13 protein-coding genes, 1 pseudogene and 6 riboswitches are annotated in these 24,126 nt (G+C 33.2%); of the genes and pseudogenes, 13 read left to right on the top strand and 1 reads right to left on the bottom strand.

Annotated elements, in window-relative coordinates; translation table 11 throughout:
* Positions 1 to 22 precede the first annotated feature (22 nt).
* The 5 genes from B5S50_RS01230 to B5S50_RS01210 all read left to right on the top strand — a co-directional run bounded on the left by B5S50_RS01230 (position 23) and on the right by B5S50_RS01210 (position 8,211).
* Positions 23 to 1,435 carry an MATE family efflux transporter gene (locus B5S50_RS01230; RefSeq protein ID WP_254306664.1) on the top strand — a complete coding sequence of 471 codons (1,413 nt, stop codon included), beginning with the start codon at positions 23 to 25 and terminating at the stop codon, positions 1,433 to 1,435.
* Between the two features lie 721 nt (positions 1,436 to 2,156).
* Positions 2,157 to 2,540, top strand: a complete 384-nt coding sequence (locus B5S50_RS01225) for a 4Fe-4S binding protein (RefSeq protein ID WP_065079296.1) — start codon at positions 2,157 to 2,159, stop codon at positions 2,538 to 2,540.
* An 83-nt stretch (positions 2,541 to 2,623) separates the two neighbouring features.
* A riboswitch (cobalamin riboswitch) is annotated at positions 2,624 to 2,809 on the top strand.
* Between the two features lie 354 nt (positions 2,810 to 3,163).
* Positions 3,164 to 3,424 (top strand): DUF3467 domain-containing protein, encoded by a 261-nt coding sequence (locus B5S50_RS01220; RefSeq protein ID WP_065079295.1) that lies wholly within the window; start codon positions 3,164 to 3,166, stop codon positions 3,422 to 3,424.
* Between the two features lie 177 nt (positions 3,425 to 3,601).
* Positions 3,602 to 3,788, top strand: a riboswitch (cobalamin riboswitch).
* Positions 3,789 to 4,114: 326 nt separating this feature from the next.
* A complete protein-coding gene (locus tag B5S50_RS01215; protein ID WP_065079294.1) occupies positions 4,115 to 4,939 on the top strand; it encodes a hypothetical protein in 825 nt (274 codons plus the stop codon).
* A 116-nt stretch (positions 4,940 to 5,055) separates the two neighbouring features.
* Entirely contained in the window at positions 5,056 to 8,211 is a 3,156-nt protein-coding gene (locus tag B5S50_RS01210; RefSeq protein ID WP_217302873.1) for an Ig-like domain-containing protein, read from the top strand.
* Positions 8,212 to 8,585: 374 nt separating this feature from the next.
* Here the strand turns inward: B5S50_RS01210 and B5S50_RS01205 are convergent.
* Positions 8,586 to 9,930, bottom strand: a pseudogene (locus tag B5S50_RS01205) (transposase).
* Between the two features lie 173 nt (positions 9,931 to 10,103).
* On the opposite strand from B5S50_RS01205, the gene B5S50_RS01200 reads away from it, so the two are divergent.
* The 8 genes from B5S50_RS01200 to B5S50_RS01165 all read left to right on the top strand — a co-directional run bounded on the left by B5S50_RS01200 (position 10,104) and on the right by B5S50_RS01165 (position 24,062).
* Positions 10,104 to 10,409 (top strand): hypothetical protein, encoded by a 306-nt coding sequence (locus B5S50_RS01200; RefSeq protein WP_065079292.1) that lies wholly within the window; start codon positions 10,104 to 10,106, stop codon positions 10,407 to 10,409.
* A 64-nt stretch (positions 10,410 to 10,473) separates the two neighbouring features.
* Complete coding sequence (locus B5S50_RS01195) at positions 10,474 to 10,800, top strand: hypothetical protein (RefSeq protein ID WP_217302872.1); 327 nt, start codon at positions 10,474 to 10,476, stop codon at positions 10,798 to 10,800.
* 193 nt (positions 10,801 to 10,993) lie between these two features.
* Positions 10,994 to 11,179: riboswitch (cobalamin riboswitch) on the top strand.
* Positions 11,180 to 12,030: 851 nt separating this feature from the next.
* Entirely contained in the window at positions 12,031 to 13,299 is a 1,269-nt protein-coding gene (locus B5S50_RS01190; RefSeq protein WP_217302871.1) for an Ig-like domain-containing protein, read from the top strand.
* A gap of 185 nt (positions 13,300 to 13,484) precedes the next feature.
* A riboswitch (cobalamin riboswitch) is annotated at positions 13,485 to 13,668 on the top strand.
* 130 nt (positions 13,669 to 13,798) lie between these two features.
* A complete protein-coding gene (locus B5S50_RS01185) occupies positions 13,799 to 14,278 on the top strand; it encodes a hypothetical protein (RefSeq protein WP_065079289.1) in 480 nt (159 codons plus the stop codon).
* Between the two features lie 149 nt (positions 14,279 to 14,427).
* A riboswitch (cobalamin riboswitch) is annotated at positions 14,428 to 14,614 on the top strand.
* Between the two features lie 306 nt (positions 14,615 to 14,920).
* A complete protein-coding gene (locus B5S50_RS01180; protein ID WP_065079288.1) occupies positions 14,921 to 15,415 on the top strand; it encodes a hypothetical protein in 495 nt (164 codons plus the stop codon).
* A gap of 60 nt (positions 15,416 to 15,475) precedes the next feature.
* Complete coding sequence (locus B5S50_RS01175; protein WP_217302870.1) at positions 15,476 to 19,411, top strand: Ig-like domain-containing protein; 3,936 nt, start codon at positions 15,476 to 15,478, stop codon at positions 19,409 to 19,411.
* Positions 19,380 to 20,486, top strand: a complete 1,107-nt coding sequence (locus B5S50_RS01170; RefSeq protein WP_217302869.1) for an Ig domain-containing protein — start codon at positions 19,380 to 19,382, stop codon at positions 20,484 to 20,486. The genes B5S50_RS01175 and B5S50_RS01170 overlap by 32 nt, the downstream gene beginning before the upstream one ends.
* Before the next feature lie 173 nt (positions 20,487 to 20,659).
* Positions 20,660 to 20,846: riboswitch (cobalamin riboswitch) on the top strand.
* 291 nt (positions 20,847 to 21,137) lie between these two features.
* Positions 21,138 to 24,062: a cell surface protein gene (locus tag B5S50_RS01165; protein WP_217302868.1), complete on the top strand. Its 2,925-nt coding sequence runs from the start codon at positions 21,138 to 21,140 to the stop codon at positions 24,060 to 24,062.
* Positions 24,063 to 24,126 lie beyond the last annotated feature (64 nt).

The following is a 24,126-nucleotide window of genomic DNA, read 5'->3' as shown; positions in this document are numbered from 1 at the left end:
GCTAGATCATTGGTTGAATATAATGAATAATTTGAAAAAGAGTATTAATTTAACAGACGGCATTATATGGAAACAGATACTACTTTTTGCACTGCCGCTTTTGGGATCCAACTTGATTCAACAATTATATAATACAGTTGATTTGATTTTTGTTGGGAATTATCTTGGCAAAGAAGCTGCAGCAGCAGTTGGAGCTAGTTCCTTGATTGTCACCTGCTTGGTAGGATTTTTTACAGGAATGTCAATAGGAGCAAGTGTTGTTATTGCTAATATTGTTGGATCGAGGAAAAAAGAGAAATTAAAAGATGCAATACATACGGCAATAGGATTGAGTTTTCTCGGAGGAATAGTGCTTTTTATTATTGGCTATATAGGTGCACCATATTTTTTAAAGTGGATGAATGTTCCAGGGGAAATATTGAAATCGGCTGTTTCCTATATAAGAATTTATTTTTTAAGCCTCATTTCAATTATTACCTATAACATGGGCTCCGGTATTATACGAGCCATGGGTAATTCCAAAACACCAATGTATATACAACTTTTTGGTGGGATTGTTCATGTATTAATGGATGCATTGTTTATAGCTATTTTTCAAAATGGTGTTAATGGGGTTGCATGGGCAACGCTTTTATCGCAGACTGTAACTGCTGTATTGATATTATATTATTTGACACATTTAGAGGGCGAATATAGATTACAATTTAGAAAAATACGAATACATAAAGAAATACTGTTACCTATTCTTAAAATTGGAATACCGTCAGGGTTTCAAAGTATTGTAATAACATTGTCCAATGTTTTGGCACAATATCATATTAATAGCCTTGGTGTAAATGCAATTGTTGCATTTACTGCATATTTTAAAGTGGAATTACCTGTTTATCTTCCAATTGTAGCTTTTGGACAAGCAATTACAACGTTTTCCGGGCAGAATGTGGGTGCAGGAAATATTGAAAGGGTAAAAAAGGGAGCCAAGGTATGTATACTAATGGGAATAGGGGTAACCATAGTATCAAGTACGCTTTTGTTGATATTTGGACGCCAAGCTTTTGGAATATTTAATCATGATAGTATGGTAATTGATTATGGAATTCGAATAATAAGTACGTCATTTCCATTTTATTGGATTTATGTTATTTTGGAAGTATTGGGCGATACTATAAGAGGCGCAGGAAAAGCGACTCCACCAATGGCAATTATATTATCTAATATATGCGTACTTAGAATTGTATTGCTCTTTACTATAATGCATTTCTATCATGATGTTCGGGGAGTAGCAATTACATATCCCATAACCTGGGCTACAACAGCACTTTGTATGGCTTTCTATTATCTAAAAGGTAATTGGGCGAAGAAGTTAGGCACTTCCCCCACTTTAGTAGAAGATGGGGGTGTTAGCAATGGTAACGATCGGATAAAAATATTTAAATAGATGAATCTATCAGTATCAAAATAAAACTAAATTAAAGTAATTTATCAATATGGTACGAGAAAAATATTCAAAATGATAAACAGAGTTCTTGGTTTCAGGTGGAGTTTTTTTCTCCTACTGAAACTTATTAACAGGATTCTTAGTGCTTTAGCACTTAGAAGGCGTTATCCTTTAGGGGAAATAGTTATCTAGGGGTGTAGCAGCCGTTATGCACAGCATAAGAACTCTAAATCGCTGAAGCTCAAGAGTTCTAATATCCCCCACTTTATAAGAAGATGGGGGTACTACGGTTGTAGGCATCGGATAAAATTTATAATTTTAAGTAGGAATATTGCAAGATGAAGAATTGGCATATAAATTGCTTCTTAAATTAATATAGTTTTGAAATAAATTTAATTATTTAAACCCTAAACTCTAAAATAAAAAGTATTTAACAGCAGTCCCTCCTGCACTTAAGTACTTTTTACTTTATTTTGACAATCTTATTGTACATTTATTTTATCTGATGGCTACCTACTGTAACACTCCCACGCACACAGCGAAAGCGACTATCACCAAATCAAAGATTTGGGATATCTGCTTTTCCCACTAAGTAAGATTCGTTGATATAAACCAAAATAATAGGCATAAAATTTGCGGTATTGATATATACCTTATATATTTGTATAATTAAGATATATGTACAAAGTATATATAAATAATGTTTAAAGGGGAATGTATTATGAAAAAATTAGTTGTTAAAGATAAGTCTTTATGTATGTCTTGTTTAAGTTGTGAAATGGCTTGTTCCGAGGCATTTTACAAAACCTACGGCAATTCTTGTATTAAGATTGATGAAGGAAAAGATGGATCTGTAGATTTAAAAGTATGCAATCAATGTGGAGTGTGTGCTAAAAAATGTCCTGAAGAGGCAATTAAACAAAATGCTAAGGGAATATATATGATAGATAAAAAAGCTTGTACTGGCTGTGGTACATGTGTAGAAGCCTGTCCAAAAGGTATTATTGTAAAAGTAGAAGACAAGCCTAATCCAAGTAAGTGTATGGCATGTGGTATTTGTGTTAAAGCTTGTCCTATGGGAGTACTTGAAATTCAAGAAGATTAAAATGTTTAATAATGGATTTATTGAGAAAATAATGTTGACTTTTCAAAATTTTTGCCCTAAACTTAATATAAAGGTAATAAAATTTAATATTTTTACTATTAGGTGCTGTCAAATTGATAGTTAAAAGGGAAAGTGTAAAAAACACTGCAGCCCACCGTTACTGTATGGAGGATGAAACCCTAGTTATGTCACTGGATTTTTATATCTGGGAAGACAGGGAAGTAAGATGAATCTGAGCCAGGAAACCTGCCTGATATGTCGGTGATGCTTTCGGAGGGGAAGACAATGCTATGTTTATTGAAAAAGTAAACGGTTATATTAACATGAAAGAACAGAGATGTTTTTTAGTTATTAACCATTATGGGAAATTATGTTATATAGAGACCTTCGAAGGGAGAGGGTCTCTTTTTATTTTACAGGAATTTATCTGATGACAAGAACGCTGTTTATGGACAATCAAGTAAGTCATCAGATTTGTTCTTACTTTAGAATAACCCCTCCGTCATCAATGAAAGAACTAAATGCAGTAGATTAGACAGGCGAGTACAAAAAGGAAGGTGATTAGATAGAGTGAATTGTAAAAATAAGTTGAATAAAAAATATGAAAGGTAAGGGTGAATCCTATGGATGAAAATGTAAAATTGGAAGAGGAAAAGGAACTATATTCAAATAGATTAGAGCTTTCTGGAAGTGTATATGATTTTCAGTTAGATTTTATGAAGGTGTATAAAAAAGATGTAAAAGATAGTGTGAAGATATTTATGAGTCCGCAGCAGGCAAAAAGTGTTTGTATGATGCTTACGAAATCAGTAGAAAAGTATGAGGATACTTTTGGAGAAATTAATATAAATCCTAAAACTAACGCTGAGTTAAATAAGCAATAGACATTTTAACAGTATTTAGGATAAACTTTAGCATTAAAATTTATCTGATGTCAAGAACTCTGTTTATAGAAAATTGTGTTGTATTATTGAAATTTACACTAATTTAATAAAGTTTTTATAAATTATTGACAAATAAGTGGAGTTGGTGTACTGTAAAGGTAATGACAATTGTAAAATAAATGATAATTTTGAATAGGTTTCTTTTTTAGGAATTAATAGGGAAAGTGGTGAAAAACCACTGCAGCCCCCGCTGCTGTAAGGAAGATGAAATTCACAGAATGCCACTGAAGATATAATCTTTGGGAAGGTGTGAAAAGTAAGATGATACCAAGCCAGTAGACCTGCCTGTTACAAACATATATGGTTCTTTCGGTGGGAAAGGTAAGTATTCAATGCCAGTAACATCTGTTTACATTAAATATTTATAAATTCATGTCGTATACTGGAGACCTTCGAAAGAAAGAGGGTCTCTTTTTATCTTTTATTTACACAAATATATATTTATTTACGTTAATCTAATCTCACCTGAATTACCACCTGGTTTATTTTTCACAAAGGTTAAAAATATGATTGCTATTATATTTAACTTTCTAGGAGGTGATCGATATAAAAGTGTAAAAATTTTATCATTGTCTTTTAAATTTGGACAAGCAACAATTAAAAATTTAAAAATTTGGAGGAGTGTATAAAATGATTAGAAGATTAAAAAACAAATTATTTGCGACACTATGTATAACAACATTAACTTTGGGAGTTGTAGCTGCACCGTCAGCTTTTAATAGTGTAAAAGCTGATGCTGCTCCAACAAAGACTGTCTATGTGGATGTTGAGAAAAATGTTTTAGGAGAAGCACCTATTTTACAGCCAGTAAAAGTTACACTCAGTGATACGAATACCATTGCTGATGCTACAAAGCAGGCTGTAGGTGATGGAAATGTAAATATAGTTTCAAGCAAATATGGTAGCTATGTAACAGGTTTTAAGGATACTACAGATAATCAATCGGCATTTACTAATAATTATCTGACTGATTTTAAGACAGAACTTAAAACTGTAACTAAAGGTATTGTCTTCAGGACAAATATACCAAATCAGCCTATTGTTACCGATGCAAATTATTTAAGTGAAAAAGAATGTGATGGAATTTCAGGCTGGATGTTTACAGTTAATAATGTAGATCATGCTAACTCAACTTATTATGATGGAAGTACAACATTAGCTAATGTACCGGATGGTGCTGCAATACGCTGGGAATTTTCAGCAGCAGCAGGATGCGATTTAGGATTAGCAGGATATTTACCAGATGGAACACTTAACCAACAATATGGAACTTACAATTGGAATACAACTGCAACTCCTGCATTCTTTAGTGGAAGAGCAGATAAAACAAATCTTATAGCAAAAATGGCAAATCATGTAAATAAAACAGACACAGCTTATACCAATGCATTAACTCAATTGGAGACATTACAAGCTACACAAGACGCTGTTAATGCTGCAGCTAGTGCTTTATAATAAAAGCAGATTTTCCCTAATTGATTAAGCAAATGTTTTAGATTGATACCGGGTTAAGATGTATTTTTAACCCGGTATTTATTACATAGTTTTAGAAAAATTAGAAAGGAGACAAAATGAAAAAGGTATGGAAAAAGATTAGTCTTGCTTTGATGCTTATATTTACGTTGATGACATTTGCACCATATACGGTTGCGGCAGATGCTTCACCATTGGCATCAACGCCGTCTTTAACTCAGGATGAAGATGGAAATTACACTGTAAGTTCAGTAGATGACTTGAACAAACTCAGGGGAGATATCGATAATGGCATAGACTATTCAGGTAAAAAAGTTGTTTTGACACAGGATATTGATATAAGTAAATCAAATGTTCCTTTAAAATCGCTTACCTCTCACAATAAAAATTTTGATGGTACTTTTGATGGAAAGTTTCATACTATAAGTGGTTATACAGATGCAGCTTCAGGGTTGTTTGGAATTGTATGGAAAGATGGAATTGTGGAGAATGTTAAGGTTGATGCTAATGTAGACATAAAAGATACAAGTAAAATAATTTTAGATGATAACGATGATGTATTTTATGGAGTAATTGCAAATGAATGTTGTGGAACAATTACCCACTGCTGCAGCACAGGAACTATTGAAGTTGATGCTGGTAGATTTTCAACTTTAGCAGGGATAGTTGGTAATAGTGGATGTTTTGATGATAACTGGAATCTAATAAATGGATATACAGATAACTGCTGTAGTAATGTTACTTTTGATACTAAGTCTTTATTTTCACGAAATATTGCAGGAATTTGTGTTGAGCCTGGCTCAGAAATCAAAAATTGTTATTTTTATGGTAAATTTTTAGAAAATGAAAAAAAAGTATCTCGTGAACCAATTTATGCAAGTGGCAAAATTAAAACAGCGACATGTGCATATGACAGTGATGTACTGGGATTTTCAAGTACTTCTTTTATGGGAAATCCTGTAGGATATACTACAGCACAGATGAAAGATAAAGACAGCTATACTAAGCTTGGATTTGAGTTTAACAAGACCTGGAAGATAGATCCTTATGTAAATGATGGCTACCCTTACCTAAATTCTGATAGTTCAACTAAGATAGCAACAAAGGTAGTAGTAGATGTGCAGACAACAGCCCCAAACAGAATATTTGTACCTGGAACTGAACCTTTTAAAACTACAGATGACTGCCTTAAAACGACAGCGACTTTTAAGGTGGTTCCAGAATCTGATAAAGATGCCGATTTAATAAGCAAGTATAATGTTACTGCAGCCTACAGTGGAGATGTATTTTTTAATGCACCAACTATAGGAAATGTACCACTAACAATTGATTCTAGCAAACTAAAAATAAACTATGATCAAAATGAAGATTACCAGTTTGTACTTGGTAAAGTACTTCCCTCAACTGCTAAACTCCTTGACAATGGTGCGGTAGCACCTACACAGGATGAAGAAAAGCAGCAGATTGAAGATGCAAAAGAAGTAGAAAATATAATTTACAGCAAAGTAGGTGTTGGACAGGAAAAAACTGTGCCCGTATTTCAGTGGGAGGGAGATAAAGCTGATGCTCCGGGAAAGGCAGGTACTATTGTACTAAATGATGATGATTGGAATGTATTTTCATCAGCCCGATCTGGATACACAGGTATAAGAAGTGGTTACTATGACGATTGGTTTAAGGGCATACAGGGTGAACTTCAGAGGATGAAAGATGCAAAAATTGGAGATCAAGATGTAAAGATGACAGAATGGGAAAAATTAGTTCTGGCAATTACATCTATAGGATATGACCCCAGGGATATAAAAGCTTATGATTTAATAGATATAATTTCAAATAAAAATTATTTACATTCAGCAGGCCTGATGTTTTCAGAAGCATATGCAGATTATGCATTAACTTCTTATAATTATATTGATCATGTGCTAAATGATGGAAACCATATTGACAGAAATTATATGGAAGAAAGTACACATGATGGTGCTAAGAATGTTTACAACGGAAAAGGTGCTGATGGGTCTCACATATCAGCAAATTCTTCAGCTGATATGTGGACTATGGCGTTACAACCAATTGCAGCGTATTATAATGCAAATGCAAAAGAAGGAGACAAGTATTACGATGTAAAACAGGCCATGGATTATGCACTTGATCAATTTTCAAATTCTCAGACTTATACTGGTTCTTTCTGGGGTGGTCATACAAGTGATGGCGATTTTGATTTAAATAACCCGTGGACCAATGCACAGGTGTATATGACACTTGGAATGGCACATGCTAATGTTTTTGACAAGAAATTTGTAAAAGACGGCAATACCATATTTAGTGCTATACTTGAAGGGTTTGATGCCAAAAATAAAACTACCCAATATGACAATTTAACTTATGATCCAGTGCAGATATGCAGGGGTATAGATTCACTTGTAAGGGATTATGAAGGTAGAAACTCAATATTTGACTGTACAGATGTAAAGAATTCTACAGTGCCGGTAAATAACGAAATAGCAGCACTGGATGTAGACAAGCTTATTTCAGCTGATAAAGACAAGGTTGATGCAGTAGAGAAATTGTATGATGCCTTAAGTGATGCACAAAAATTATCCATGAAACAGGAAACAGTGGACAAGTTAACTGCCGCAGAGAAAAAGGTATCACCATCACAAACGGTAAATGTAACAGGGGTGAGCCTTGACAAGACAAGTGCAAGCCTGACAGAAGGAGATTCACTGCAGCTTACAGCAGCTGTAGCACCAGATAATGCAACAAATACAAAGGTAGATTGGTCAAGCAGTGACAAGACAGTAGCATCAGTAGATGAAAACGGAAAGGTAACAGCAGTAAAAGCAGGAACAGCCACAATAACAGCAGTATCTGAAGATAATAAAGATGCAAAGGCACAGTGTACAGTTACTGTTACGGGAAATAACACACCCAAGCCAATACAGATAACTAACCTTACAAAGGATAGTTCATTTAAATTAGGTGATGATGCAAAGGTATCTGTAAAGGCAGAAAATAATTCCGGTAAAGATCAGGATGAATCGCTTATAGTAGCACTATATGATGAGGGCGGTAAATTCATCAATTATGTATGCGGAAAGCAGACAATAAAAAATGGAGATTCATCTATTTTGACGGGTATTATGAAGCTTCCAGAAGAGGGAATATATAAATTGAAGGCATTTGTATGGGACAGCCTTGAAAGTATGAATCCCCTTTCAGATATTATAGATATACCTGTTCAGTCAAATAAATAAAAGACTTTTAAGATGGGTTTTGCTAGAGATATTCGCAAAACCCATAAATTAAAGATATGAATTGTTTAATTTTATTGAATATAGAAATTTTCATAGGTAATTGCGAAACTCGCTAATAAAAATGAATAAAAGATGTTTAGAAGTTGCAAAAGTATTGTTAGAAGTTTAAAGACAAATTTTTATGATTTGAAATAGCCATATTGATAAAAAAGGGCGCACGAAATAAAGCAAAGTTGGGTTTCTATTTTTTACAAATAAAATTTATGCAATTAATGGTTTTAGGCTTCTAATATATTCATTTTTATGTATTTTATTTGCTACAATAACTGTTATTAGCTGAGTTATACCGGCTAGAAGTAAGTCAGAATGAAGCGTTAGCTCATTTTGTGTCTTACGATCCGCAACGCAATAACTGCCTTTGAAATGGTTGATGTTTTTCTCGACAGCAGTCCTGATTTTATAAGTGTTTTCCCATTGGAGAGTTCCACGAGTAGTTCCAGGATATGCACGAAGATTCTTTTCAGGATAAATGTAAAACATTCTGCCGCAAGAAGATTTTGTACATGGATTTTCACATAGAGTTACACGTTTGCTCTTTTTAGTTTTTTTATTGTATACCCATTTCATTTTGGGACATACGAATTTCATTGATGGAATTCCAGAACGTAAGTGTGTTTTACTGCCTTCTCGTTTCATTGGAAGCGAATGGTCATAAGGACAGCATGGAATACCATTTTCATTTAAAGGGCAGTCGAATTCTTTTGATGCAAGTTTAGTTTTTAATGGAATGAATGCCTTTTCAAATTTCAAATCATGCAAAAGGTATCGATAAATCAGAATGCTGTCAAAAGCAGCATCACCTAAAAAGATTTTTGGATTTATCAAAGGATGTTTTGCAAAGAAATCCATAAGAACAGGTATAAGAGCTTTAGAATCAGCAAGAGATTTATCTTCATCCGGTGAATCAGATTTTTTCTCAATAACAATATCAGGATGTGCTTTTAGAAAATCCTGATTGTAAAATGAAATATCTCTTACAATACCAAGTCCGTTGGTTACAATGCCAAATTTAAAAGCATAGCAAAAATGACCGTTAATGTACATTTGTTGAATGGCCGGATTAGCTGAAGCGTGTGGAGGCATAGAACCATAGGCAGCTTTATAAGGATCATAAGAATCATCTAAAGCATGTACTTTCTTAAAAGTCTTAAGCTGTTTTATGATGCGGTTAGCATACTTAGGGTTGTTTTCAGTAACAAAAGCTTCGATACCAGAAGTATCAAAAATAGTCATAGAAGCAAGTTTGGGGTCAATTTGCTGGCATATTGGTTCAGTAATATCAACGAGATTATCAAATATCAATTGTAAGTCCAGAATAAAATCCTGTTTAAAACGTGTGAATTTAGAAGCATCAGGGACTTTAAGGAAACCGCAGAAATCCCTTAACTCTTGAGAATATTTAAGAAAAATAATCAAAAGGGAATCCGTAGGAATAGAAAAAATGTGCTGCAAAATCAAAGCACGGAGCATGGCGTAAAGACTGTATTTACGGGGCCTTCCAGTAGAAGCATAAAAATGATTTATGAAGGAAGCAGGGATTAAATCATCAAGGTTAATAGTATTTTCAAGTAAAGAAAGAAACTGAGGCTTGTTATTTTCAAATTTTTCTTTGCAATCAGAAAAAATATCTGCCAAAGAAAGCTGTTTATATGGTATCATAAATATATAACTCCTTTCTGAGGTATATGGTGATTTTGTTTCTTTGCAATTCAATTTTACCATAAATCAGTGAGGAGTTATTTTGTTTTGTAACAAAAAATACACCGCATTTATACGGGTTGTAGCGTTTCGCAAACGCCTAAGAAATTTTCAATATGAAAGGAGGGATAAAATTGAAACATAGGTCCATTAAAATAATATTAATATGTATTGTTATCATGGTAGGATATATTGGAGTTGATATTTTTACTCATTCCACAATTGAAAGAGCTATAAGAACAGACTTGTTTTTTAGAGGGTATTTTATTAAAGCATTTAGAACAGAAATTTGTAAAAGACCAATTCCTGACCAACAGTATGGGACTTTATATTTTTGTAAAAATCCAGGCATTGGTTTAGATTCATATAGTGTTGCTAAGAAACATAAGTATTCAAAAAAGATTGACTATTGGTATATTTATGCTGGGGGCGGTGGATAAATGAAGAAAATAAAGTTTATATTCTGTATAAACTTTATTATAAGTTGTAATAAGGAGGAGGACAATGAAATTTTCGAGAAAAGGTATTGTAATTTTATCTTCTTTTATAATAATTATTGGGGGATTTATTATAAGTCACATAACCCCTTCTATATCTATTAGAACATATATTTTTGTGAGCGGATATCCAGTGGGAGCATTTAAAGGAACTGTACATGTCAACAAAGGACAGTACAATATGGATAAGAACATTCTTGATAAAGAAAATGCTATGATTTACACTATTGTTGGTTATAATTTGTATGACAAATCAACAGGAAATGTAATAAGCAATTATAAAGTTAGAAAAATAGGGATTTTATATTTTACTGAAGACTATGGAGAATGCTAACTATTTTTAAAATATGTATTAAATATGAAAATTCATATTTAGTTATATATTTGGAACATAATCAACTTTGGTATACTAAGACTTATCACAAATCAATCATAGATAGAATTAGCTCAAAGAAGATAGAATTAGCTCAAAGAAAATTATGTTGACTTTGGGAAATATATGTATTTTTAACATAAAGATAATAAAAATTTAATATTTAGTATTAGGTGCTGTTTTTTAAGCAGTTAAAAGGAAAAGTGTAAAAGACGCTGCAGCCCGCCGTTACTGTATGGAGGATGAAACCCTAATTATGTCACTGGAATTTATATCTGGGAAGATAGGGGGAGTAAAATAAATCTGAGCCAGGAAGCCTGCCTGATATGATGTTAATTCTTTCGGAGGGAAAGATGTTGCTATTTTAAGCTGTTTATAATTAAAAGTAAACGGTTATATTGACATGAGAGAACCCTAGTGGTTCTTTTTTAGATTATAAAGCTTATGTTATATAAGAGACCTTCGTAAGGAGGTCTCTTTTGTTTAGATACTATAAAAAATAGACAGATATATTGTAATTTTACCCTTTTGAGGAGGTGATATTTAGAGTAAATCCTAAAGATAAACAGTATCAAATTATTAATTATGGAGGTGAAATAAGATAAAATTTTAGAAATATAAAATAAAATCTTAAGATAAAATTGTTTACAACTTTATATGTGACGCAATATTAGCATTGAGATTTGTAGATATCCCATCTTATATTAACAGTGATCTGTGGTAGAATTTTATTATATAGCCAGTACCTTTATCTGATACCTTTATTTGATCTGCCTAATGATCTATTAGTTTTCAATAGTATGTGAATGTGATTTGGGACTAGCAAGATATCTTCCAGATGGAACACTTAAATATTGATATTATAATTGGAACAGTAAACCAACATATATATCGAAAATGACAAATCATGCAAATAAAACAAATATAGCTTATAATAATTAAACTCAATTAGAAAAATTGGAAGCTATTCAAACTGATGTTAATAATGCAGCTAATGTTCTGGATATTAAGACAGTTGCTTCTATAAAATAAGAGTAAGTTTCTTTATTGATTAATTAAAAGTTTTAGATGAATGCCAGGTTAAGTAGAGTTTTTTAACCTGGTGTTTTACATTTACTGCTAATTTAATTTAAAAATAAGAGAAGAGAAAAATATATATCCATATTCATAACCTTTATGATGATAGTGAGTATGATAGGAATAAATGTAGGAAGTGTTTTTGCAGATGAAAATAGTAATGATATAAATGTTAATGCAGCAGTAGTAGGAATGTATAATGAAAATCTTTTTAGTCCACAGCAAATTAAAGTAAAAGGAAATGCCACTGCTGAAGATGTATTGAAAGCCACAGGGTTAGATGTAGAAGTTAAAGATACCGGAATGGTAGATAGCATAGCTGGACAGAAAAATGGCACTGATGATTGTAATTATGGATCTCAAAGTGGATGGATGTATAAAGTTAATTATACAACGCCTAAAAATTATCCTAAATCTCAAAGTGTAAAAGATGGAGATTATCTATTATTTTTTTATGCTAAAAATTATGATGATTTATTGCCTAGTTATGACTCAATTCAAAATGATTTTGTAAATGTAACTGTAAAAAATGTGCAAAAGGATAATAGTTTCAGTGAACAGGTTACTGTATTGAATAATAATTCTATTAATGCTGCAATCATGGAAGGTTTAAAAAAGCATGGACAAGATTTTGATAAATCTTCTCTAGCAGCAGGAGCTTTAATGTCAAAAGATGATACGCAGTTTTGGAGTTACACTTTAAATGGTGACAACAGTACTTATAATCAAAAGGATACACAACTAAAAGATGGAGATACAATAACAACATTTAAAGATGATGGTCAGGGCATAAAAGAAGTAGAATCTATAGCTTTAGATAAAATGGAAGCTAACTTGACAGAAGGAGATATACTGCAGCTTACAGCAGTTGTAACACCAGAGAATGCATCTAACACGAAGGTAGATTGGTCAAGCAGTGATTCTACGGTAGCAGCAGTAGATGAAAATGGAAAGGTAACGGCATTAAAGGCAGGGACAGTAACTATAACAGCGGTATCCGAAGACAACAAGGACGCAAAAGCACAGTGTACAATTACTGTTACGGAAAATAACACACCAAAACCAATAAAGATAACTAATCTTATAAAGGATAGTTCATTTAAATTAGGTGATGATGCAAGAGTATATATAAAGGCAGAAAATAATTCAGGTAAGGATCAGGATGAATCGCTTATAGTAGCACTATATGATGAAGGTGCTAAATTCATCAACTATGTATGTGGAAAACAGACAATAAAAAATGGAGATTCATCTATTTTGACAGGTATTATGAAGCTTCCAGAAGAGGGAATATATAAATTAAAGGCATTTGTATGGGACAGCCTTGAAAATATGAATCCCCTTTCAGATATTATAGATATACCTGTTCAGTCAAATAAATAAAAGATTTTTATAAGATGGGTTTTGCTAATATTTCTAGCAAAACTCATAAATTTTCAATAATGTATACTTGCCTTCAACTAAATTTAATCCTATTCCATCAAATAGAAGCATCTTATATTTTAAAGCTAAAAAAATGTATTTGGAGATTGACATTAAACTGTAATAGGTATAAATTATAATTAAGTTCTATAAAGATAAATATGGGTTTAATCTAATTTGATTAATTAAAAGGGAATCAGGTGAAAATCCTGAACTATCCCGTAGCTGTAATAGAGGAGTTTTAGTACATTATGCCACTTAAATATTGGGAAGGCGTACTAAAATGGTGAATCTTGAGTCAGAAGACCTACCTATATTTTACACAAATATCTCTACGAGTGATAGGGGGAGTGTTATAATGATAGTTTTGTTAGATTTTCTATGACTAATCAAACTTTTTTATACTATTTCCTTTTAACGCTTTTGTTAAAAGGAATTTTTTTTTAAGGGAGGATTTTTTATGAATCATTATTTTTATCAGACGCAGTTTTCTGAATATAAACCAGGATTGATTTCTTATTTAAATAAAAGTAATAAAATAAAAGTAAAAATTAATAATGTATATTTTTATAAGTATCTCAAAAAAGTAGTGGGATTTTATAAAGAACTTGAAAATTATTATGATGTTTATTCATTAAAAGAAAAAGAAATTGTGGAACAAGATGGAATAAATATTCAAAATATTAATGAAGTTCTAAAGCTTGATATGTATTTGTATAACATTATAAGTATGTATCAAGACGATACTATATTTGAAGAAGATTTTGAATTTAGTGATAGCTTAGAGAAATGGATTCATTGTATTGATGAAAATACTTTACTTGCATACTTTAACAGCGGTTATGACGGAGATACTTTAAATGACAAAAAGATATTCTGTGATTTTTTACCTCAAAAAATTAAATTTAACAATTTGGAAAAACAAGTTAATATAATTTAAAAATAAATATACAGTTATTTTTACAGCTTAAATAGGCATATAGGTATTTTGGTTCATAAAAAATTCTATGAGCAAAATAGAATTCCTTATAGAAGATTATGTTGACTTTTGAAAAATTATGTACTAACCTTAATATAAAGATAATAAAAATTTAATATTTAGTATTAGGTGCTGTCAAATGCGATAGTTAAAAGGAAAAGTGTAAAAAGCACTGCAGCCCACCGTTACTGTATGGAGGATGAAACCCTAATTATGTCACTGGATTTTTATATCTGGGAAGACAGGGGAGTAAGATGAATCTGAGCCAGGAAGCCTGCCTGATATGTTGTTAATTCTTTCGGAGGGGAAGATGTTACTATATTTAAGCTGTTTATAATTAAAAGTAAACGGTTATATTGACATGAGAGAACCCTAGTGGTTCTTTTTTAGTTTATTAGTCATATATAATGCTTATGTAATAAAAGGGACTTTCGAAGGAAGGTCTCTTTTATTATGGTGCACCCAGCATGGACGCAATTTAAAGGGTGAAAGTCCCTAGTATGGGTTGATAGTACCAAAGTGCATAGATTAAGACAAGGGTGTCCATGGTGACGCGGAATTTGAAGGAAGTCGGCGGCAAAATACATAAATTGAGGTGAGAAAATGAACAGATTTAAAGATTTAACAGGAAAGAAATTTGGACGTTTAACAGTTATGTCTGTTGCAAATAAAAAATATAAAGATAGGGGTGTTATTTGGAACTGCTTATGTGACTGTGGAAACAAAGTAAAAGTTAGAGAAAGACATTTAATAGATGGTGGAACTAGAAGTTGTGGATGTTTGATGATAGAACATACTAAAATTATTCAGGTTAAAGCAACTAATGTAGATAGATTTAAAGGAACAAAAATTGGCCAATTAACACGCAAAATTTCTTCTAGTAATTCTAGTGGTTACAAAGGTATTAATTGGGATAAAAAAAGAAGTAAATGGAGAGTTCGCTTAACTCTTGCAGGAAAAGAAAAACATTTAGGATATTTTGATAAATTGGAAGACGCAATAGAATGCAGAAAAAAGGGTGAGAAAAAATATTTTAAGCCTATAATTGAGGAATACAAAAAGTCCTTTTCAGGAGGTGGTGTACAAGCAAGAACCTAAAAAAATAATATTAAGATTAGTTTATATTACATAATCTTATAATTTAGAAAGGAGAATGAAATGAAAAAGATATGGAAAAAGGTCAGTTTTGTTATGATGCTTATATTTACATTAATGACATTTGCACCATACCCGGTTATAGCAGATACTCAGGCAGCATCAACTCCATCTTTAACTGAGGATAAAGATGGAAATTACACTGTAAGTTCAGTACAAGATTTAAACAAGCTTAGGGAAGATATTGATAAGGGAATAGACTATTCGGGTAAAAATGTTCTGTTAACTCAGGATATTGATGTAGGTAAATCTGAATTACCTTTGAAATCTTTTACAACACAAAATACTTTTAATGGTACTTTTAATGGAAAATTTCATACTATAAGTAACTATAATGATCCTAAATCCGGCTTGTTCAATATTATTAATAAAGATGGTATTGTGGAGAATGCTAGGATTGATGCTAACGTAGTTATTGAAGGTGATAAAATTGAAAATTATGGACTAATTGCTAATGAAGCAAGTGGAACAATTATTCGCTGTTCTTCAACAGGAACAATTACAAATAAGGTTAAAGTTTTTTTTGAAGCAGGAATAGTTGCTAGGGATACAATTGGACAAACAAGTAGTATTGCAGCTGGGTACTTAAAAGATTGTTACAGTAATGTAATTATTGATAATCAATCATCAGAGGAAATGGTGGGATATGCAGGAATTTGTTCAATGGGTGGTGAACAATTAGATCACTGCTATTTTTATGGTGAATTTACAGGAAATTATACTGGTGAACATAGCGATAAATGCCAACCAATCCTATGTTCAACCTATTATGATAGTAAAACTGGAGTTACCACAAGTGCAGAAAATTGTGCGTATGATAAAGATGTATTAGGGTACACCCCATCTTCTTCTGATAATGGTAACCCCAAAGGTTATACAACTGCAGAAATGAAAAATAAAGATACATATACAGCTCTAGACTTTGATTTTGATAAAACCTGGAAAATAGATTCTTCAAATAATGGATATCCATATTTAAATTCAGAAAACACACAAAAAACAGCAGCAAAAGTGACTGTAGATGTGCAGGTAACGGCTGATGATAAAACTTATATTGTTCCTACTTCCCCAATTATTTATAATACAGATGATAGTCTTAAGACAACGGCAACTTTTAAAATAGTCCCAAGATCTGATGAAGATAAAGAGCTAATAAGCAAATATAATGTTAGCGTAACCTATAGTGGAGATGTATTTTTAAATGCACCAACTATTGGAGACGTGCCTATAGATATTGATACCAGTAAGGTTAAGATAAATTATAATTCAAATGAGGATTATCAGTTTGTACTTGGTAAAGTACTTCCATCGACTGCTAAACTCCTTGATAATGGTGCAGCAGGACCTACACAAGATGAACAAAAACAGCAGATTGAAGATGCAAAAAAGGCAGAAGATATTCTTTATACCAAATTAGGCACCAAGCTAGGTATTGCAGGAGATGTACCTGAATTTAGCTGGGGTGGAGACAAATCTGCGGCTCCAGGAAAAGAAGAAACTGTTACTTTTTCAGATGAGGACTGGGGAATATTTTCATCGGCCCGTTCTGGCTATAAGGGAATAAGGGCAGGATATTATGATGACTGGTTTAAGAGTATACAGACAGGCTTGCAGAAAATGAAAGATGCAGGGGTAACTGCTCGGGATGTAAAGATGACGGAATGGGAGAAGTTAGTTCTGGCAATTACTGCTATAGGCTATGATCCAAGAGATATAAAAGCTTATGATTTAATAGACATAATTTCAAATAAGGAGTATGTGAAAGCATCAAATCAATATTTTACGCCGCAGTATGCAATTTATGCATTAACTTCTCGTAATTATATTAATCTTATTCCTAATGATGGAAAGCACATTACTAAAGATGATTTAGATGGATATATACATGAATGGGCCAAGGGTGCACTTGGGTCAAAAGGTGCTGATGGGTCAGCAGTAATAGGAAATACTACTCCTGATATGTGGACTATGAAATTACAACCAATTGCAGCTTATTGTAATCCAGATGCAAAACCAGGAGACAAGTACTATGACGTAAAACAGGCTATGGATCATGTATTTGCACAGTTTTCAAATGCCCAGACTTATAAGGGATCTTTCTGGGGCGGCAGTGTAGATCTTGATGGCAAAATTGATTTAAATAATGCCTGGACCAATGCCCAGGTGTATATGACACTTGGAATGGCACATGCCAATATTTTTGACAAGATGTATATAAAAGACGGCAAGACTATTTTGGATGGTGTACTTGAGAAGTTTGATGTGAAAAATGGTACTACTGATTTTGATAATTCATCTTATGAATCTGCACAAATATGTAGGGGATTGGATTCGCTTGTACGTGCAGCTGAAGGCAGAGTCTCGATTTTTGATTGTACAGATGTCAAAGATTCTACAGTCCCTGTAAACAATGCCATAGCAGCACTGCCGGATGTATATAAAATTACTTCAGCTGATAAGGAAAAGGTTGATGCCGCAAGAGCTGCATATGATGAATTAAGTGATGTTAAAAAAGCTTCAATAAAACAGGAAACGATGGATAAATTGACTGACGCAGAGAAAAAGCTGTCACAATCACAGCCAGTAAAAGTAACAGGAATAGGTCTTGATAAAACGAGTGCAGATCTAATGAAAGGAGATACACTGCAGCTTACAGCGGCTATAACGCCTAAATATGCAACTAATACAAAAATAGATTGGTCAAGCAGTGATCCTACAGTGGCATCAGTGGATGAAAATGGAAAGGTAACAGCATTAAAAAAAGGAACAGCCGTAATAACAGCCGTATCTGAAGACAACAGGGATGCAAAAGCACAGTGCACAATAACAATAAAAGAAAATGTAAGTGTGACGGGAATAATTCTCGACAAAACAAGTGTTAAGTTGATACCAAAAGCTGCATTGCAGCTTACGCCAACCATAACACCAAACGATGCAACTAACCAAAAGGTGGATTGGTCAAGCAGTGATCCTGCAGTAGCAGCGGTAGATAAAAGTGGAAAAGTAACGGCAATAAAAGTAGGAACCGCAACTATAACGGCAAATACTGAAGATGGAAATAAAACGGCATCTTGTGCTGTAACAGTTGTTGATGGTCAGGGAGCTATTGTTATTAATAATGTAAAGTTGAAAAACAAACTTGCCCTAGCAGCAGGAAAAGACAGTGACTATGAGGGATATTTCACACCGGATGATCTAGCATCTATAAAAGGAACTATTGACCTTTCAAATTTAGATATTACCGATAGTGATATGGATGTAATGAAATATCTTAAAGGAGTATCAGCTATAAACCTGTCGGATAACAAAGATTTAACAAACCTTAGTTTTAAAAAACTTAAATTTGACTGGACAATACCAAAGGGTTTGGACTTTAGTGGATGTACAGGTATGAAAGACATAAAAAATAAAATGTTTGCATTTACTTCTAGTAAACTGACTTCTATTAAATTACCTGAAGGAATACCAAGTATTCCTTTTTCATGTTTTTCAAATAGTAAACTTTTAGCTTCTGTAGAAATTTCAAATACGGTTAAAAGTGTAGGCAACTTAGCTTTCAGTGGCTGCACGTCACTGGAATATATGAAAATACCAGGTAGTGTAACACAATTGGGGGGCGGTTGTTTTTCGGGTTGTACCAATCTTTCTGTATTAGACTTAACGGATACAAGTTTTACTAAGGACAATACTAAAGACACAAAATATCCTGATTCTACCACGATAATTTGTGGTAAAAGTGCTAAACTATCACCCGGTCAGATATCAATAAAAACAGGTGGAGTTAAAAAAATTGCAAATGAAATTCCATCAGATAAAGGGGTTGTATGGGGAAGTACTGATGCAAATGTGGCTAAAGTTTCAAGTGAAGGTGTAATAACAGGAGTTAATCCAGGAACGGCATATATTTATGCAAAAACAGATTTCATGTTTTTCAAATAGTAAACTTTTAGCTTCTGTAGAAATTTCAAATACGGTTAAAAGTGTAGGCAACTTAGCTTTCAGTGGCTGCACGTCACTGGAATATATGAAAATACCAGGTAGTGTAACACAATTGGGGGGCGGTTGTTTTTCGGGTTGTACCAATCTTTCTGTATTAGACTTAACGGATACAAGTTTTACTAAGGACAATACTAAAGACACAAAATATCCTGATTCTACCACGATAATTTGTGGTAAAAGTGCTAAACTATCACCCGGTCAGATATCAATAAAAACAGGTGGAGTTAAAAAAATTGCAAATGAAATTCCATCAGATAAAGGGGTTGTATGGGGAAGTACTGATGCAAATGTGGCTAAAGTTTCAAGTGAAGGTGTAATAACAGGAGTTAATCCAGGAACGGCATATATTTATGCAAAAACAGATGATGATAGTTATGGGGGAGTTTGTGCTGTAACAGTAACTAAGGATATACCGCCACAGACAGTAAGCGTAACAGGCATGAGCCTTGACAGGACAAGTGCAAGCATGACAGAAGGAGATGTACTGCAGCTTACAGCAGCTGTAACGCCGAATAATGCAGCAAATAAAAAAGTAGATTGGTCAAGCAGTGATAAAACTATAGCAGCAGTAGATGAAAACGGAAAGGTAACAGCAGTAAAGGCAGGAACAGCAAGAATAACAGCAGTATCTGAAGACAACAAGGATGCAAAGGCACAGTGTACAGTTACTGTTACGGAAAATAATACGCCAAAACCAATACAGATAACTAATCTAACAAAGGACAGTTCATTTAAATTGGGTGATGATGCAAAGGTATCTGTAAAGGCAGAAAATAATTCCGGTAAAGACCAGGATGCATCACTTATAGTAGCACTATATAATGAGGGTGGTAAATTCATCAATTATATATGCGGTAAGCAGACGATAAAAAATGGAGCTTCATCTATCTTGACGGGCATTATGAAACTTCCAGAGGAGGGAATATATAAATTGAAGGCATTTGTATGGGACAGCCTTGAAAATATGAATCCTCTCTCAGATATTATAGACATACCTGTCCAGTTAAATAAATAAAGGACTTTTATAAGATGGGTTTTGCTAGAAATATTGGCAAAACCCATAAATTAAAGATATGAATTATTGTTATAGTAGAATATGTATTATAATACATTTTTATCTATTATATATAGAATATTATGTTGACTTTGGAAAATATATGTCTTATACTTAACATAAAAGTAATAAAAATTTAATATTTAGTATTAGGTGCTGTCAAATATGATAGTTAAAAGGAAAAGTGTAAGAAACACTGCAGCCCACCGTTACTGTATGGAGGATGAAACCCTAATTATGTCACTGGATTTATGTATCCGGGAAGACAGGGGAGTAAAATGAATCTGAGCCAGGAAGCCTGCCTGATATGTTGTTAATTCTTTCGGAGGGAAAGATGTTACTATATTTAAGCTGTTTATAATTAAAAGTAAACGGTTATATTGACATGAGAGAACCCTAGCGGTTCTTTTTTAGTTTATTAGTTATATGTAGTTATCTATGTTATAAAGGGGACCTTCGAAAGAAGGTCTCTTTTGTTGTAATTCAGAAAAAGTCTTCGAAAATTTTAAGCTTATCTTTTTAAGGAGGTGGTGTACAAGCAAGAACTTAAAAATTAATAATATTAAAATTAGTTTATAGTACATAATTTTAGAATTTAGAAAGGAGAACAAAATGAAAAAGATATGGAAAAAGGCCAGTTTTGTTATGATGCTTATATTTACATTAATGACATTTGTACCTTACACGGTTATGGCAGATACTTCATCAACAGCATCAATGCCCTCGTTATCTCAGGATATAGATGGGAATTATACTGTAAGTTCAGTAGAGGATTTGAATAAACTTAGGGGAGATATTGATAGTGGAATAGACTATTGTGGTAAGAAAATTGTATTGAAAAATGACATAGATATAAGTAAATCAAATGTGCCTTTAAAATCATTTACTACTAATAAAGGATTTAATGGTACTTTTGATGGTGAATTTTACACTATAAGTAACTATAATGATGCAAAGTCCGGTTTATTTGCAGTTATTTGTAAAAATACTATTATTGAAAATGTTAGAATTGATGCCGATGTAGTTATTAAAGATGGAAAAGAAATTATAACTACAGCAGCAGATCTTGGATGTTTGGGAGATTATGGATTAATTGCAAATGAAGGAGACGGTACAATTACCCGCTGTTCTTCAACAGGAACAATCACAACCAAGGATGGCTTTGGGTGGATAGCAGGAATAGTTGGCTGTAATACGAGGCAAAAACGGAACAGTAGCATTATATACCCAGGATGTGTAGAAGATTGTTACAGTAATGTGACTTTTAATAACCAATCATCAGGGCAGAGTAAGCGTGCAGGAATTTGTGGATATGGCGGCAAAGTATTAGATCACTGCTATTTTTATGGCAAATTTACAGGAAATTATACTTATCAAAAAGACGGAATTGATGTTTCTACTTGTAATCCAATTGTTAATTTAGCTTATTATGATTCGAATGCTCGAGTTATGACGTCTGAAGCAACCTGTGCATATGATAAAGATGTCGTAGGGGATGCATGGAATGAGAGGGACACTTCTATAGATCCAAAAGCCTATACTACAGAAGAAATGCAGAATAAAGATACTTATACTGCAATGGGCTTTGACTTTGATAAAACCTGGAAAATAGATTCTTCCATAAACGGCGGCTATCCATATTTAAACTCTGGAAATATAGTAAAACAGGCAACTAAGGTGGTACTGGATCTCCAGGTAACAGCCGCAGATAAAATGTATGACACTAGTGCTTCTGTAGCTAAAAATTTAAGAACTACAATAACAAATATAAATTTGGTTCCTGAAGATAACCAATATAATGATTTAATAGGTAAATATAATGTTAAGGTTAGCTATGGCGGAAATGCAGACTTTTCGGCACCAACTATTGGAGAAACGCCTGTAAAGCTTAGCGGCGGCGATTTTAAAATTACTTATGACACAAATGATGAATATCAATTTGTTGTAGGTAAGGTTTCAGTTTCTAATGCCAGACTTAAAGATAATGGGGCGGCAGCACCTACAGAAACTGAAGAAAAGCAGCAGATAGAAAATGCTAAAAAGGCAGAAGATATCCTCTACAGCAAATTAGCATCTAAGTTAGGTATTGATAAAGTAAATGATTTCAGCTGGAGTGGGGATAAGGCTTCAAGAGAAGGAAAAGAAGGTACAATTGTTTTTTCAGATTCAGACTGGGGGGTATTTTCATCAGCCCGTTCAGGGTATAGTGGGATAAAACCTGGTTTTTATGATGATTGGTTTAAAAGTATACAGACTGGCCTGCAGAAGATGAAAGACGCAGGCATACAGGCACAGGATGTAAAGATGACAGAATGGGAAAAGTTAGTTCTGGCGATTACTTCCATAGGATATGACCCTAGGGATATAAAGGCTTATGATTTGCTGAATATTATATCAAATAAAGCATATTTAAAAGCGTCAGTCCAGTATTTTACACCACAGTATGCAGATTTTGCATTGACTTCTTATAATTATATTGACTATGTTTCAAAAGATGGAAATCATATTACGCAGAGTGATTTAGAAGCTGATATGCATGGTTGGGCTAAAATAAGTCCAATAGCTGCAGATGGTTCTATTGGGCCAGTAAATGCTGTACCTGATATGAGAACTATGGTGTACCAGCCAATTACAGCCTATTATGATCCGGATGCAAAACCAGGAGATAAATATTATGATGTAAAGCAAGCCATAGATTATGAATTTAATCATATCTCAAACTCACAAACTTACCTGGGTTCTTTCTACGGGGGATATGACTATAACAATCCGTGGACCAATGCCCAGGTATATATAAACCTTGGTATGGCACATGTCAATATATTTGACAAGAAATATATAAAGAATGGGCAGACTATTTTAGATGGGGCACTGAAGTTTTATGACATTGAAAAAGGTACTACTACATTTGATGACTCAACTTATGATCCTTCACAGATGTGCAGGGGACTTGATTCACTTGTAAGGGCATATGAAGGAAGAAATTCAATATTTGACTGTACAGATGTGAAGAATTCTACAGTGCCTGTAAATAATGCCATAGCAGCACTTCCAGATGTAGGCAAGCTTACTTCAGCCGATAAAGACAAGGTTGATGCAGTAGAGAAATTGTATGATGCCTTAAGTGATGCACAAAAATCATCCATGAAGCAGGAAACAGTAGGCAAGTTAACTGAAGCAGAGAAAAAGGTATCAGGATCTCAAGATGAAACAAAACCAATAAAGATAACTAACCTTACAAAGGACAGTTCATTTAAATTGGGTGATGATGCAAAGGTATCTGTAAAGGCAGAAAATAATTCTGGTAAAGACCAGGATGCATCGTTATTAGTGGCACTATATGATGAGGATGGTAAATTTATCAATTATGTATGTGGCAAACAGATGATTAAAAATGGAGATTCATCTATTTTAACAGGCATTATGAAGCTTCCAGAAGAGGGAATATATAAAATAAAGGCATTTATATGGGACAGTCTTGAAAATATGAATCCCCTTTCCAATGTTATAGATGTACCTGTCCAGTCAAACAAGTAAAAGATTTCTAAATTTTATAAGTATATTTATTGGACAAGATAGATAATTAATGTTTAGGTAGAAA

The sequence above is a fragment of the Clostridium sp. 001 genome (assembly GCF_019056555.1).
Lineage (GTDB): Bacteria > Bacillota > Clostridia > Clostridiales > Clostridiaceae > Clostridium_B > Clostridium_B ragsdalei.
Note: the sequence above shows the minus strand (reverse complement) of the source record. Positions and strands in the feature narration are given on the sequence as shown.